At 34.4% G+C, this 14153-nt stretch carries 16 protein-coding genes; 10 read left to right on the top strand and 6 right to left on the bottom strand.

What is annotated here, in order from left to right; genetic code table 11:
• Positions 1-35: 35 nt before the first annotated feature.
• The 7 genes from CA2559_RS07110 to CA2559_RS07080 all read left to right on the top strand — a co-directional run bounded on the left by CA2559_RS07110 (position 36) and on the right by CA2559_RS07080 (position 6254).
• Positions 36-920 (top strand): SDR family oxidoreductase, encoded by an 885-nt coding sequence (locus tag CA2559_RS07110; RefSeq protein ID WP_013187181.1) that lies wholly within the window; start codon positions 36-38, stop codon positions 918-920.
• Between the two features lie 91 nt (positions 921-1011).
• Positions 1012-1776 (top strand): ParA family protein, encoded by a 765-nt coding sequence (locus CA2559_RS07105; RefSeq protein WP_013187180.1) that lies wholly within the window; start codon positions 1012-1014, stop codon positions 1774-1776.
• 2 nt (positions 1777-1778) lie between these two features.
• Positions 1779-2690, top strand: a complete 912-nt coding sequence (locus CA2559_RS07100) for a ParB/RepB/Spo0J family partition protein (protein WP_013187179.1) — start codon at positions 1779-1781, stop codon at positions 2688-2690.
• A complete protein-coding gene (locus CA2559_RS07095; protein ID WP_013187178.1) occupies positions 2683-3267 on the top strand; it encodes a DUF5683 domain-containing protein in 585 nt (194 codons plus the stop codon). Before CA2559_RS07100 ends, CA2559_RS07095 begins: the two co-directional genes overlap by 8 nt.
• A 1-nt stretch (position 3268) precedes the next feature.
• Positions 3269-3985 carry a 4-hydroxy-tetrahydrodipicolinate reductase gene (gene dapB / locus CA2559_RS07090; RefSeq protein WP_013187177.1) on the top strand — a complete coding sequence of 239 codons (717 nt, stop codon included), beginning with the start codon at positions 3269-3271 and terminating at the stop codon, positions 3983-3985.
• 52 nt (positions 3986-4037) lie between these two features.
• Positions 4038-5630, top strand: coding sequence for a signal peptidase I (gene lepB, locus CA2559_RS07085; RefSeq protein WP_013187176.1), 1593 nt, complete (start codon positions 4038-4040; stop codon positions 5628-5630).
• Positions 5631-5633: 3 nt separating this feature from the next.
• Positions 5634-6254: a WbqC family protein gene (locus CA2559_RS07080; RefSeq protein WP_013187175.1), complete on the top strand. Its 621-nt coding sequence runs from the start codon at positions 5634-5636 to the stop codon at positions 6252-6254.
• On the opposite strand, the gene CA2559_RS07075 is transcribed toward CA2559_RS07080, so the two are convergent.
• The 6 genes from CA2559_RS07075 to CA2559_RS07050 form a co-directional block, all read right to left on the bottom strand.
• Complete coding sequence (locus CA2559_RS07075; protein ID WP_013187174.1) at positions 6255-7277, bottom strand: endonuclease/exonuclease/phosphatase family protein; 1023 nt, start codon at positions 7275-7277, stop codon at positions 6255-6257. It lies immediately after the preceding gene.
• Positions 7274-8173, bottom strand: a complete 900-nt coding sequence (locus CA2559_RS07070; RefSeq protein WP_013187173.1) for a rhomboid family intramembrane serine protease — start codon at positions 8171-8173, stop codon at positions 7274-7276. The genes CA2559_RS07075 and CA2559_RS07070 overlap by 4 nt, the downstream gene beginning before the upstream one ends.
• Positions 8173-8916, bottom strand: coding sequence for a rhomboid family intramembrane serine protease (locus CA2559_RS07065; protein ID WP_013187172.1), 744 nt, complete (start codon positions 8914-8916; stop codon positions 8173-8175). The genes CA2559_RS07070 and CA2559_RS07065 overlap by 1 nt, the downstream gene beginning before the upstream one ends.
• Positions 8917-8965: 49 nt before the next feature.
• The gene (mutL, locus tag CA2559_RS07060; RefSeq protein WP_013187171.1) at positions 8966-10819 is read right to left on the bottom strand and encodes a DNA mismatch repair endonuclease MutL; all 1854 of its coding nucleotides are present in this window, start codon (positions 10817-10819) and stop codon (positions 8966-8968) included.
• Positions 10820-11110 (bottom strand): hypothetical protein, encoded by a 291-nt coding sequence (locus CA2559_RS07055; RefSeq protein WP_013187170.1) that lies wholly within the window; start codon positions 11108-11110, stop codon positions 10820-10822. It lies immediately after the preceding gene.
• Between the two features lie 128 nt (positions 11111-11238).
• On the bottom strand, positions 11239-12312 hold the full coding sequence (locus CA2559_RS07050; RefSeq protein ID WP_013187169.1) for a branched-chain amino acid aminotransferase: 1074 nt from the start codon (positions 12310-12312) through the stop codon (positions 11239-11241).
• A gap of 94 nt (positions 12313-12406) precedes the next feature.
• Between CA2559_RS07050 and CA2559_RS07045 the strand changes: the two genes are divergently transcribed.
• The 3 genes from CA2559_RS07045 to CA2559_RS07035 are packed head-to-tail and all read left to right on the top strand — an operon-like array spanning position 12407 to position 14042.
• The gene (locus CA2559_RS07045; protein WP_013187168.1) at positions 12407-12940 is read left to right on the top strand and encodes a DUF4920 domain-containing protein; all 534 of its coding nucleotides are present in this window, start codon (positions 12407-12409) and stop codon (positions 12938-12940) included.
• Positions 12940-13620 carry a tRNA (5-methylaminomethyl-2-thiouridine)(34)-methyltransferase MnmD gene (mnmD, locus tag CA2559_RS07040; protein ID WP_013187167.1) on the top strand — a complete coding sequence of 227 codons (681 nt, stop codon included), beginning with the start codon at positions 12940-12942 and terminating at the stop codon, positions 13618-13620. The genes CA2559_RS07045 and mnmD overlap by 1 nt, the downstream gene beginning before the upstream one ends.
• Before the next feature lie 11 nt (positions 13621-13631).
• Positions 13632-14042 carry a hypothetical protein gene (locus CA2559_RS07035; RefSeq protein ID WP_013187166.1) on the top strand — a complete coding sequence of 137 codons (411 nt, stop codon included), beginning with the start codon at positions 13632-13634 and terminating at the stop codon, positions 14040-14042.
• The last annotated feature ends 111 nt before the right edge of the window (positions 14043-14153 follow it).

The raw sequence follows: 14153 nt of genomic DNA, 5'->3' as shown, positions 1-14153 counted from the left end.
GCAAGCATTGTATATTTGACTAAAATCAAAAAACAATGAACTATACTAACGGAATGCTTCGCGATGATGCCCTTAAGGGAAAAAATATTGTAGTAACTGGTGGCGGTAGTGGCTTAGGTAAAGCAATGACTACTTATTTCTTAAAACTAGGAGCACAAGTTGCAATTACGTCAAGAAATATTGACAAATTAGAAACTGTAGCTAAAGAACTTACAGAAGAAACTGGTTCTAAATGTGTGCCTCTACAATGTGATGTAAGACATATTGAAGAAGTTGAAGCTATGCGTGATGCTGCTATTAAAGCCTTAGGACCTATAGATGTATTATTAAACAATGCAGCCGGTAATTTTATTTCTCCAACAGAGCGTTTATCTGCAAATGCATTTGATACTATTATAGATATTGTTTTAAAAGGAACTAAAAACTGCACGCTAGCATTTGGTAAGCATTGGATAGATAACAATGAAAAAGACAAATCTGTATTAAACATTGTTACTACGTATGCCTGGACTGGTTCTGCTTATGTTGTACCAAGTGCCTCAGCAAAAGCTGGTGTTTTAGCAATGACACGTTCTTTAGCTGTAGAGTGGGCAAAATACGGTATGCGCTTCAATGCAATTGCACCAGGACCATTCCCTACAAAAGGTGCTTGGGACAGATTGTTACCAGGAGAATTAAAAGAAAAATTTGACTTAGCAAAAACTAATCCTCTAAAACGTGTAGGAGATCACCAAGAGCTTGCAAACTTAGCAGCCTATCTAGTATCAGACTTTTCATCTTATGTAAATGGTGAGGTTATTACAATCGATGGTGGTGAGTGGATTAAGGGTGCTGGACAATTTAACCAGCTAGAAGAAGTTCCTCAACAAATGTGGGATATGCTTGAAGCAATGATAAGAAGTAAGAAAAATAAGTCTTAAAAAGATGTCAACATCTCAATCAAGTTGCTACAAATACATTTTTTAAACCTTTTAAATTATGTATTTTTACCCTTTAAACACAAAATAAATAATGGGTAAAATCATAGCTATCGCCAACCAAAAAGGTGGTGTCGGTAAGACCACAACATCGGTTAATCTAGCGGCGTCACTTGGTGTTTTAGAGAAAAAAGTGCTTTTAATAGATGCAGATCCTCAAGCCAATGCCACTTCTGGTCTTGGTATAGATGTAGAGTCTGTTGAGATTGGTACTTATCAAATTCTTGAACATACGGCAAAGCCTGAAGAGGCTATCATAAAAACTGAATCTCCTAATTTGGATATTCTGCCTGCACATATAGACTTGGTAGCTATTGAAATTGAACTTGTAGACCAAGATGAGCGTGAATATATGCTTAGAAAGGTTATAAGAGATATTGCTGCATCCTATGATTATGTAATTATAGATTGTGCACCTTCACTTGGTTTACTTACTTTAAATGCACTTACAGCTGCAGATTCTGTAATTATCCCTATACAATGTGAATATTTTGCATTAGAAGGTTTAGGAAAACTGCTTAACACTATAAAAAGTGTACAACGTATACATAATAAAGATTTAGATATTGAAGGCTTACTCCTTACCATGTATGACCAACGCTTACGTTTATCCAACCAAGTAGTAGATGAGGTTAAGAAGCATTTTGAAGCAATGGTTTTTGATACCATTATACAACGTAACGTTAGGTTAAGTGAAGCACCAAGTTATGGCGAAAGCATTATTAATTACGATGCTGCAAGTAAAGGAGCTTCAAACTATTTGAGTTTAGCTCACGAATTAATTAAGAAAAACAGTTAATAATGGCGAAGGCAACAAAAAAACAAGCCTTAGGAAGAGGTCTTTCTGCATTGCTAAAAGATCCTGAGAATGATATTAAAACTGCTGAAGATAAAAATGCAGATAAGGTTGTTGGCAATATTGTTGAGCTAGAGCTTGATGTTATTGAAGTTAACCCTTTTCAACCTCGTACTAGTTTTAATGAGGAAACCCTAAGAGAACTTGCTACATCTATTAGAGAATTAGGAGTTATACAACCTATTACTGTTAGAAAATTAGACTTTAACAAGTACCAACTTGTTTCTGGAGAACGTCGATTTAGAGCTTCAAAATTAGTAGGTCTAGAAACAATTCCTGCCTACATACGCATTGCTAATGATCAAGAATCATTAGAGATGGCTTTGGTAGAAAACATTCAAAGAAAAGATTTAGATCCTATTGAAATTGCGTTATCATACCAACGTTTAATGGATGAGATTAATCTTACCCAAGAACAACTTAGTGATCGTGTAGGTAAAAAACGAAGTACGATTTCTAACTATTTACGCTTATTAAAGTTAGACCCTATCATACAAACTGGTATGAGAGATGGCTTTGTAAGTATGGGTCACGGTCGTGCATTAATTAACATAGATGATACCTCACAACAACTAGACATTTATGAAAAGGTTATTGAGGACTCTTTATCTGTAAGAGATACAGAAGCTTTAGTAAGAGATTTACAACAAGGAAAATCGTCTACAAAAAAGAAAGCTTCAGCTAATCCTCCACAAGAACTTTCAAAACCATTTCAAAAGGCACAGCAAAATTTCTCTGAGTATTTTGGTGCTAAGGTTAATGTAAAAGTTCAGAAAAAAGGCAATGGAAACATTGTTATTCCGTTCTCTTCAGAAGAAGATTTCAAACGCTTAAAAAAATTAATTTCGGGTGAATAAATCGCTTGTCATACTTTTCATCCTTTCCTTATTTGTAACAGCTGTTTCATTTGCACAAGAAGATACCCTATCTCTAGATGTAGATGATAACATAAAGCTTAAAACAAAAAAAGTTAAGGAAGTGCCAGATTATGATCCTTTAGCTCCAGCACGAGCAGCATTTTACTCTGCTGTATTACCAGGTTTAGGACAAGCTTACAATAAGGATTATTGGAAAATTCCAGTAGCCTATGCGGGTCTTGCTATTCCTATTTATTTTTATATTAATAATGACAAAGAGTACAATCGTTTTAGAGACGCCTACAAAAGGCGTTTGGCTGGCTTTGAAGATGATGAGTTTTTTGGGCAAGTAAATGACGATGGTTTAATCGAAGCACAACGGTTTTACCAACGTAACAAAGAAATCTCATTACTTGTAACTGCTGCTATTTATGTTATAAACATTGTAGACGCTAATGTTTCTGCTCACTTAAGGCAATTTAACGTTAGTGATGATTTGTCGCTACAACCAGATTTTCAGTTTGATGAGTTCTCTGGTAAAACACATTATGTTATGTCTTTAAATTATAAATTTTAACATGAAGATTGCATTACTTGGTTACGGAAGAATGGGTAAAACAATTGAGGAACTCGCTATAAAAAGAGGTCATGAAATTTGTTACAAAACTTCTACAGCTATAGATGAAGAAGCTTTAAAAGAAGCAGATGTCGCTATAGATTTTAGCGTTCCTAATGCTGCTTTCACAAATATCACAATGTGTTTTAAACTAAACATACCTGTAGTTTCCGGCACAACTGGCTGGCTTGATAATTATGACAAAGCAATTGAGATATGTCATAAAAGTAACGGCAGTTTTATCTATGCGTCAAACTTTAGTATTGGCGTAAATTTATTTTTTAAACTAAATAAGACATTGGCACATTTAATGGCAAATCAGCAGGATTATGCTGTTGCACTTAAAGAAATACATCATACCAAAAAATTAGATGCGCCTAGCGGTACAGCTATTACGCTTGCAGAACACATTATAGACGCTACAGATAACACAAAATGGCATCTAAATAACCAAGACAGTAAAGACCACACAAATAGTATAGGTATTACTGCAGAACGCACTCCAGATGTTCCTGGAACACATACAATTTCCTATTCTTCTAAAATAGATACAATAGAGATTACCCATACAGCTCATACCAGAGAAGGTTTTGCTCTTGGTGCTATTATAGCTGCAGAATGGTTAAAAGACAAAACAGGAGTTTTTACAATGAATGATGTATTAGACTCTATTATTTAATGATTTTTGTAACGCTAGCTTAGTTTAGCTTACTAATAATGAAACTTAGATTATGACATTATTACAATGGTTTATATTTATCCTGATCATACAGGTAATACACGGTTTAGGAACCTGGAAACTTTACGTTAAAGCAGGAAGACAGGCTTGGGAAGCTTTTGTACCTGTTTACAATGCTGTGGTATTAATGAAAATTATAAATAGACCTTGGTGGTGGACTATTTTACTTTTCATTCCTATTGTAAACCTAATAATGATACCCGTAGTTTGGGTGGAAACCATTCGTAGTTTTGGAAAAAATTCAACCCTAGATACGTTCTTAGTCATCCTAACTTTTGGACTTTATATTTACTATGTAAATTATGTTTTAGACGTTACATATATTAAAGACAGAGACTTAAAGCCACGAACAAGTGCTGGAGAATGGATTAGTAGTATTTTATTTGCAGTAGTAGCTGCAACAATTGTACACACGTATGTAATGCAACCATTTGTAATTCCTACCTCATCTTTAGAAAAAACATTACTTGTAGGAGATTATCTTTTTGTTAGCAAGTTTCATTACGGTGCAAGACTACCAATGACAACAGTATCTTTCCCTATGGTACACGATACTATTCCTGTGGTGAGATCTAAATCATTTTTATATGATGACGACAGAAACGATAAAGATTCTTGGAAAAACAAATTACAACTACCCTATTTAAGATTACCTGGATTTCAAGATGTAGAACGCAATGAAATTGTAGTCTTTAACTATCCTATTGATACTGTTAAACAGTTTTTTGCAACAGATGGCAAACATTACTTAAAGCCTATAGATAAAAAATCTAACTATGTTAAACGCGCTGTTGGCTTGCCAGGAGACAGTCTTAAAATTGTTGATGGAAAAGTATATATTAATAATGAGCCATTACAATTACCAGACCGCGCAAAGCCACAATATAACTATATAGTACAAGGTAAAGGTCAAGGTTTTAATCCACAGGCTTTATATGAAGTGTACGATATCACAGATCCTATTTCTTGGTATAACCAGAACGAAAGACAGTATCGTATTACATTGACAGACAAAACTGCAGAACGTTTTAGAAACCATCCTAATGTAGCTTCAGTAACTAAAATTATTGATGAAAAAGGCGCCAAAGGCGGAAACTTATTCCCTAATAATGGCAGATTAGATTGGAATGGAGATCAATATGGTTCCATATACATTCCACAAAAAGGAAAAACAGTCGATTTAACTTACGATTCTGCACCATTTTACAGACGCATTATAGAAGTTTACGAAGGTGCTGAAATGGGTATTGAAAACAAAATAACCTATAATGGTAATCAAGTTCTACTTAATGGAAAACCTGCAACTACGTATACCTTTAAGCAAGATTACTATTGGATGATGGGTGATAACAGACAAAATAGTGAGGATAGTAGGTTTTATGGCTATGTGCCAGAAAATCATATTGTTGGTAAAGCTGTTTTTGTTTGGATGAGTTGGGATGCCAATAAAGGTGGCGTGCGTTGGGAACGCTTATTTACTACAGTTGGCGGCAGCGGCGAACCTACTTCATACTTACCATATTTTGTAATAGCTTTATTAGTATGGTTTGGTTTTAATTACTTTAGAAAACGTAAAAAAGCATAACACTTGGAAACTGTTCTTTTACATCCTGCATATTTTGCACCTACCTTGCATTACGCATATATGGCACAGGCAGAATCTGTAGTTTTTGAAGATGACGATAATTATCAGAAGCAAACCTATAGAAACAGAACGTATGTATTTGGTGCAAATGGCAAGCTCCTTTTAAATATTCCTATTTTACATACAGGAAATGGTAGCCATCAAAAATATAGAGATGTAAAAATTGAAAATAGCTTTAAATGGCAACAACACCATTGGAAAAGCTTACAGAGTGCCTACAGAAGTTCTGCTTTTTTTGAATTTTTTGAAGATGATTTGGCTCCTCTCTTCGAAAAGGAACAAACCTTTCTTCTAGATTTTAATTACCAATGTTTTGAAGTTATTTGTGAGTGCCTTCAATTTTCTCCAAATTACACGAAGACCAAAGAGTTTTTTAAAGAACCTACTCAAACCGACTTAAGATATACTATTGATGCTAAAAGAGCACTTAATGTAGAGCTAGATCCTTACTTTCAGGTTTTTGAAGACAAAAAAGGCTTTATTCCTAACCTTAGTATTTTAGACTTATTATTTAATGAAGGCTCTAATGCCCTAACCTATTTAGAATCTTTAAAGCTTAAATAGCTACAAACTAAAATCTGCTTTAATTGGAAAATGATCTGAGAATTTCTTGGTGTAGGTTGTAAACCCTTTTATTGGAATCGTTTTATCTGAAAGTATAAAATCAATACGCAACGGGAAAAAATCTAGATCAAAGCTTTTTCCAAAACCATTACCTGCCAATTTAAAAGCATCTTTATATGTATTCCCTTTTATGGCTCTATACACATAAGAGAAAGCACTATTATTTAAATCTGAACAGATTATCACCTTATATGGAGATGTTTCTATATGAGCTTTTAATTGCTCCATTTGGTCTTGTTGCACCTTAAATGTGCCTCCTACTCTTCCTAATAAACGTTCGCTACCTTCTTCTTGAAGATCTTTAACATTTGGCTTTAGTCGTAAAGACTCTAAGTGGGCATTGTAGAATCTTAAAGTGTCTTTTTTATAGACAACATCTATAAAAATGGCATTGTTTCCTGCGCTTTCAAAATCTACAGAACCTGAATTTATAATAGGATATTCGCTAAAAAAAGCTTGCCCAAACCTACTGTTGTTTGTTTTTGTTTTTATGTATTTATATTTAAAGGCACGATCTATCTTAGAGCTTTCAGAAAAATATTCTTGAACTGCTAAAATATCAGGTTGCTCTTGAGCTATAAAATGAGCAATACTGTCTGAAATGTTTTCAGCATCTATCCAATTATATCTATTAAAAGATTTCACATTATAAGACATAACAGAAAAATGCTCTTCATCTCCTACTTTTTTAGATTCAGAAAACTTATAGAAGGAACTTAAGTTAGCAAAGCCTATTAACAAGATTAATAAAGACATAAATAATTGGCGTCTTACTTTAAATAACCAATACAGAAAAAACAAAAAGTTTACAATAAGTAACGGTCCTATCCCTAAACTTAAAACAGATAATGTAGGAAACGTTTTTGGTGGAATATAGGGCAAAAAATAAGCAGTAAGCAATGCTAAAGCAAAGCAAATATTTAGGAAGAATATAAATTTATCTAAGACGTTTAGGCCTTTCATATATTGTCTTTTCCTGCGTTAAATAGAAAGTCCTTTTCTGCTTTTGTTAAACTGTCATAACCGCTTTTGCTAATCTTATCTAAGATAGCGTCTACTTTCTTTTGTTGGTCATCTTTCTTAGGCTTTTTAGCAGTAGTCGCTTTAGAGCGTTTAGTTTTATGAACCGTTTTTAAAGGGCTTTTCTTTTCTCTAGATGTTTTGCTAAATAATCCTGAAACCCAATCTGCTAGTTTTTCAAATCCGCTGCCAATATCATGTCCTTTAGCTAACTGCTTAGTGTAAATATAACCAAGCAATGCACCTCCTAAATGCGCCAAATGACCACCAGGATTATTTAAAGGAATTTGTATCACATCAATTACTACTAAAAAGGCAGCTATCCACCAGAATTTAATACTACCTAAAAACATTAGTCTAATACGCATATGTGGGATATGTGTTGCAATACCAACAAGTACAGCCATTACTGCAGCACTAGCTCCAATTAATGTAGAACGGCCTTGACCTTGAAAAGCTGGAAACACATTGTAACTTAACATAAATACCAATGCACCACATATGGCGCCTAGAAAGTAATAGTTAAGTAAACGTTTAGGTGAAAAATAGTTTAAGAAGTACTGACTTGCGTAAAATAGAATAAGCATATTACCCAAAATATGCCATAACCCAGAATGAAAAAATGCATAAGTAATGAGTGTCCAAGGCTTAAAAATAAACTCATCTACATCTTTTGGAAAGGCAAACCAGTCTAATAAAGGCGTTTGTGGTGCTTGCAATAAAAACCCAACAGTACGTAATACAAACACAAAAATAAACACAACTATATTTATAGCTATGAGCTTTTCTGCAATATTAAGGCGACTGTATTTTAATTTTAAATCTGTTATTGCACTCATTAATCCCAACGGTTTTGGTTAAACGAATTCTTTTTCCAATACCACATCATGATAAAGCCAAAAAGGGCACCACCAACGTGGGCAAAGTGAGCAATACCTCCACCAAACAATGAGTAACCGGTAAATCCAGAAAACAAATCTATTCCTATTAAAACGGGTATAAAATATTTAGCTTTTATTGGTACCGGTACAAATAATAAGAATAATGATACATTAGGAAATAACATTGCAAATGCAACCAATACCCCATAAATAGCTCCAGAAGCCCCTACAGCTGGCGTATTAAAGGCTTCAAACATAGTTTGGAGTGTGTCTTTTGATACATTATTTAAAATACTAGTATCATACTGTCCTGTATTAAGCATAGTCTGTATGGCTTCTGGTGTCATTCCTGCGTCTAATAAAGAATTAAAGCCAGATTGATATGCAAAATAATTAACCAACGTGTGAATTATTGCTGCTCCTATACCTGCTGAAAAATAAAAAAAGATAAATTTATTTTTCCCTAAATAATTTTCAATAGGACTACCAAATGCCCAAAGTGCATACATATTAAATAAAATATGCATAACACCACCATGCATAAACATATGGCTTACAATCTGCCACAGCTGAAAGTTTTCGTTCTTAATAAAGTATAAAGAAAGTAATTGATAAGCTCTATCTCCTAAAAATAAAGTTCCTGCAAAAAACAGGACATTTATTATAATAAGAACTTTAACGGTTTCGGTTATTCTTCCCAAGGTATTTTTATTTAAAAGTTTTGCCTATCGTCTTGTATGATAACACACTTTAGATAAACTTATTATCCAGATCGTTGCTGGTAAGTGTTACAAACACTTTTCTGTTTTGTGGTGTAACGCTAGGTTCTTTACAAGCAAATAATTGGTTTAACAAATGTTGTTGTGCTTCTACATTCAAAACCGTGCCTGCTTTTACAGCCATACTTTTTGCCATACTTTTTGCCAAAGTGTCATTTTGCGAAAACTGATTTCCTGGCACTTCCTGCTCTAAATCACTAAGTAACCTTTGTAATAAATCCTGTATGTTACTTTCATTTATTATTGTGGGTATTCCTGAAACTACTAATGTATGTTCTTGGCTTCCCTCAAACACAAAACCTGTTTGTACTAAAGAATCTTTTAATTCATTTAATAAGCTTAGCTCGTTAGCATTAAACTGGAGCTCGATTGGAAATAATAACTGTTGGCTCACTGCAGAGCTCATTGTTATATTTTTTAGAAGCTCCTCATAAAGTACGCGAGTGTGCGCTCTATGCTGATCTACAACCAACAAACCACTTTTTATTGTGCTTACTATATATTTTCTATGTATCTGAAAACTATTAGCTTGATGCTCTTCTGTTTCGTTTTCAAATAAATTGCCCGTTACCTCGTCACTTTCAAACTCTATAGCAGATGTCTGAAAATTATCTTCAATTGCCTCTGTATTTGCGCCTACATATAAGCTTTCCCAAGATTGTGTTGGCTTTTGCTGAAAATTACGAGATTGTTTTGAAGCTGTTGCAGGTTGTGAGTCCTGAAAAGGGTTAAAATTTCTATCTACATCTATTTTTGGGATGCTAACGTGTTTTTCTTTATAACTGTAAGGTGTATCTAAATCACTATCCCTATCAAAATCTAAAACTGGTGCTACACTAAATTGTCCTAAACTATGTTTTACCACACTTTTTAGCATAGCGTATAGTGTATGCTCATCTTCAAACTTAATTTCTGTTTTTGTGGGATGTATGTTTATATCTATAGTTTTAGGGTCTACATCTAGATATAAAAAATAGCTTGGATGGCTTTTATCTCTTAATAATCCTTCAAAGGCACTTACAATGGAATGATGTAAATAAGAACTCTTTATATACCTGTTATTTACAAAGAAGAATTGCTCGCCACGTGTACGTTTTGCAAATTCTGGTTTTCCGACAAATCCAGATATCTTAACGATATCTGTTTCCTCCTCAACAGGCACTAAACGTTCATTAGTCTTAGTTCCTAAAATATTTACTATGCGTTGTCTATAATTACTACTTGGCAAACTAAATAGACTGCTGCCGTTATGATGAAGATCAAAAGCAACAGATGGATGTGCAAGTGCTACACGTTGAAATTCATCTATAATATGACGCATTTCTACAGCATCAGATTTTAAGAAATTTCGGCGTGCAGGTATATTATAAAATAAGTTTTTTACAGAGATACTTGTGCCCTTTGGTGTTACACAAACATCTTGAGTTGTTATTTCTGAACCTTCAATTTTTATATAAGTCCCTACTTCATCTTGAGTCTGTTTGGTTTTCATCTCTACGTGAGAGACCGCAGCGATTGATGCTAATGCTTCACCCCTAAAACCTTTTGTATTTATTGCGAAAAGGTCTTCAGCAGACTTTATTTTAGATGTTGCATGGCGTTCAAAAGATAATCGTGCATCTGTCACGCTCATTCCCTTACCATCATCTATAACTTGTATAAGTATTTTTCCTGCTTCCTTAACAATTAGCTGTATACTTTCCGATCCGGCATCTAATGCATTTTCAAGCAACTCCTTAACTACAGAAGCTGGTCGTTGTACTACTTCTCCAGCTGCAATTTGGTTGGCAACGTGGTCTGGTAAGAGTTGAATGATGTCACTCATTTAATAGGTGTCAGAGAATATGGTCAAATCAAAATCTATAATCCAAAGAAAGACAAAGATTAAGATGGCTGCAATTATGATTATGGTTTTATGAGAACTCTTGTCTTGCTCGGTTTTATACTCATTCCAAGCTGTTTTAAAGCGATTTACAAGGCCTCCAGAAGCCGAAAGCGTTGTGCGTTGCTCATCAAACTTTCCTTTTAACTTATAAGGATTGCCTTCACCATTGTCGTTCCAATAGCGTGGCTCATATCCAAATTTCTTATTTTTACGTGTTTTTAGTAGTCCCATAACATTAGATTCAAAAGTAACGAAAATGCTTTAATTTGGCGTTACCAGTTGCTATAGAATTACTCAATAATGATACCGAATTGTGATTAATCTAAAATCACAATTCGGTATTAAGTTTTGGTAATATGTTAAGACAATACTTTATGTCTCCAACCATAAGGATCATCTTTAGTGTTGTATTGTATAGCCATTAACTCCTTTTTGAAGTTAGAAGCGTAAGAAGATTCTAATTTTGGTAAATCAAAAGTCTCGCCTTTATGTCCAAATCCAGAAATAGGATTAATAGTTGCAGCAGTACCTGCACCAAATATTTCTTTTAAAGATCCATTTTTAGCAGCCTCCACAATTTCCTTAACAGATACTGGTCTTACTTGTACATCTATACCTTTATCTTCAGCAATTTGTATTAAACTCTTACGTGTAATACCATCTAAAATACGGTCGCTTATAGGTGCTGTTAGTAACGTGTCATTTACTCTAAAGAAAATATTCATTGTACCTGCTTCCTCTAAATACTCGTGAGTTTTAGCATCTGTCCAGATAATTTGCTGAAAACCTTCTGCTTGTGCTAAACTTGTTGGGAAAAATTGCGCACCGTAGTTTCCTGCTGCTTTTGCATAACCAACACCACCATCTGCAGATCGGCTATACTTTTCGGCAAACAGTACTTTTACTTCACCTTTGTAATATGCGTTTGCTGGCGCACAAATTATCATAAACCTATAAGACGACGATGGAGATGCAGATACACCAGACTCTGTTGCAATTACAAAAGGTCTTATGTATAAAGAGTTTCCTGCTCCAGCTTTAATCCAATTACGATCTAAATTTAAGAGCGCTTGTAAGCCTTCCATAAAGTAAGATTCTGGAAATGCTGGTATAGCCATACGCTTGGCAGACTTATTAATTCTATCTAAATTGTCTTTTGGTCTAAACAAAAACACATCATCATTATCATCCTTAAAGGCTTTCATGCCTTCAAAAACGGCTTGACCGTAGTGAAACACTTTAGCTGACGGCTCCATAGTAATTGGGCCGTAAGGAACAATCTCTGGTGTCTGCCATTCGCCATTTTTATAGTCGCACACAAACATGTGGTCTGTAAAATTTTTCCCGAATGTTAAATTACTAAAGTCTACCTGTTCTAATTTAGAAGCTGTAGTTTTCGTAATTTTAATTGGAGCATCTGTCATTGATTCCATGAATTTTATGTTTTTTGCAAAAATACAATATCGCGTTGGTTACAATACGTAAGGTTTTCTTAATTTTGACTTAAATTATAATATACTTAATACAATGAATACTTTAAAATACACTATTTTTTCGCTCATTTTACTTGTAAACCTTCAATCCTGCAAAGATACTCCGAAAACGATTGAGGAAAAAGAGGTGCAGGAAAATGCTTACAGTTTGAAAGGCGAAGCTTTTGATGCTAAAACACCAAAATCTGCAGAAGACATGGCAGCTCTTTATAACTCTATGGAAGCTAACGATACTATTGTTGTTGCATTTGAGGCCAAAGTAAATGCAGTATGCCAAAATAAAGGCTGCTGGATGAAGTTAGATATGCCAAACAGTGAGACTGCTATGGTAAAATTTAAAGATTACGGTTTCTTTATGCCTAAAGACATAGCAGAAGACACTGTTGTTGTTCACGGTAAAGCCTTTATACAAGAAGTTTCTGTGGATGAGCAACGCCACTATGCAGAAGATGCTGGTAAGACAAAAGAAGAGGTTGAGGCTATTACAGAACCTAAAAGAACATATTCATTTTTAGCAGATGGTGTATTAGTACCAGAATCTGAAAATGAAGAGATTCAAACTAAGTAGTGAAACGCGAAATCATTATTACTGGAGACGGTAGTACCTCGATCCATTTTCCAGAATGGGATGAGCAATACCACTCCAAACACGGTGCAATACAAGAAGCCAATCACGTATTTATAGATATGGGATTGGCTCATATTTTAGACCAACAACAATACGCTAGTAGCCCATTACACATTTTAGAAATTGGCTTTGGTACAGGACTAAATGCATTTATTACATTTTTAGAAGCACAAAAAAGAAACCTTGTAATTAATTATGAAGGTATTGAAGCTTATCCTGTACTACCAGAAGAGGTTGATAAATTAAATTATGTTTCGGCTCTTAATGCAGAAAACCACAGTGCAATTTTTACTACAATGCATTCATCTTCTTGGGATGAGGCTATTACTATTTCAAAAAACTTCACACTTACAAAGAGACAACAATTCTTTAAAGACATAAAAGCTAACAACGCCTTTAACTTAATTTATTTTGATGCCTTTGGTGCTCGCGTGCAACCAGATCTTTGGACAGAAGAAATATTTAAGATTATGTACACGGCATTAAAACCAAACGGTGTTTTAACCACTTATGCTGCAAAAGGCAGTGTACGTAGAGCAATGCAAGCTGTTGGCTTTAAAGTAGAGCGATTGCCAGGACCTCCAGGCAAACGTGAAATGTTGAGAGCTACAAAACCATAATCCTTAAGTTTATGAAAGACCAATGTCATAAAATTCCAGATCAAAAACAAGACTACTTAAAAGACATTGGCACTCTGCTTGTAAAGGAACACGGTAAACAACAGCATTATAAACCCAAACAGATAAAGGAGGCTCATAATAATAGCAAATGGGCATCTCAGTTAGATTTTTCGTGCTGGGCAATGAGCATCTTCTCCACAAAATATGACTTTGATATTTATCACGAAAAGGTTGGAGAAGTCTGTGATTACATTTCTATGAAAGCTGAAATGCTTAAGGGTGTTTCTGGTGCAACAGCAGAACAATGGTCTACTATACCAGATATGGATATAGATGCATCTTGGTTAGATTTAGAGACTGTATTTGATGGCATTTCAGAAGGATTTTCTGCACTTATTTCTGGAATATTTGATGGATTGTAGTTTTAATTACTAAAAAACACGAGCCCCAAACCCTTTACTTTTAGAAAATTACAAAACCTTATTTAGATTTAATATAAATAATTTGGATACTAAGGTTTCGGCAATTACATT

The organism is Croceibacter atlanticus HTCC2559, from assembly GCF_000196315.1.
GTDB lineage: Bacteria > Bacteroidota > Bacteroidia > Flavobacteriales > Flavobacteriaceae > Croceibacter > Croceibacter atlanticus.
The sequence above is the reverse complement of the archived record's forward strand: the minus strand, read 5'-3'. Positions and strand labels throughout refer to the sequence as shown.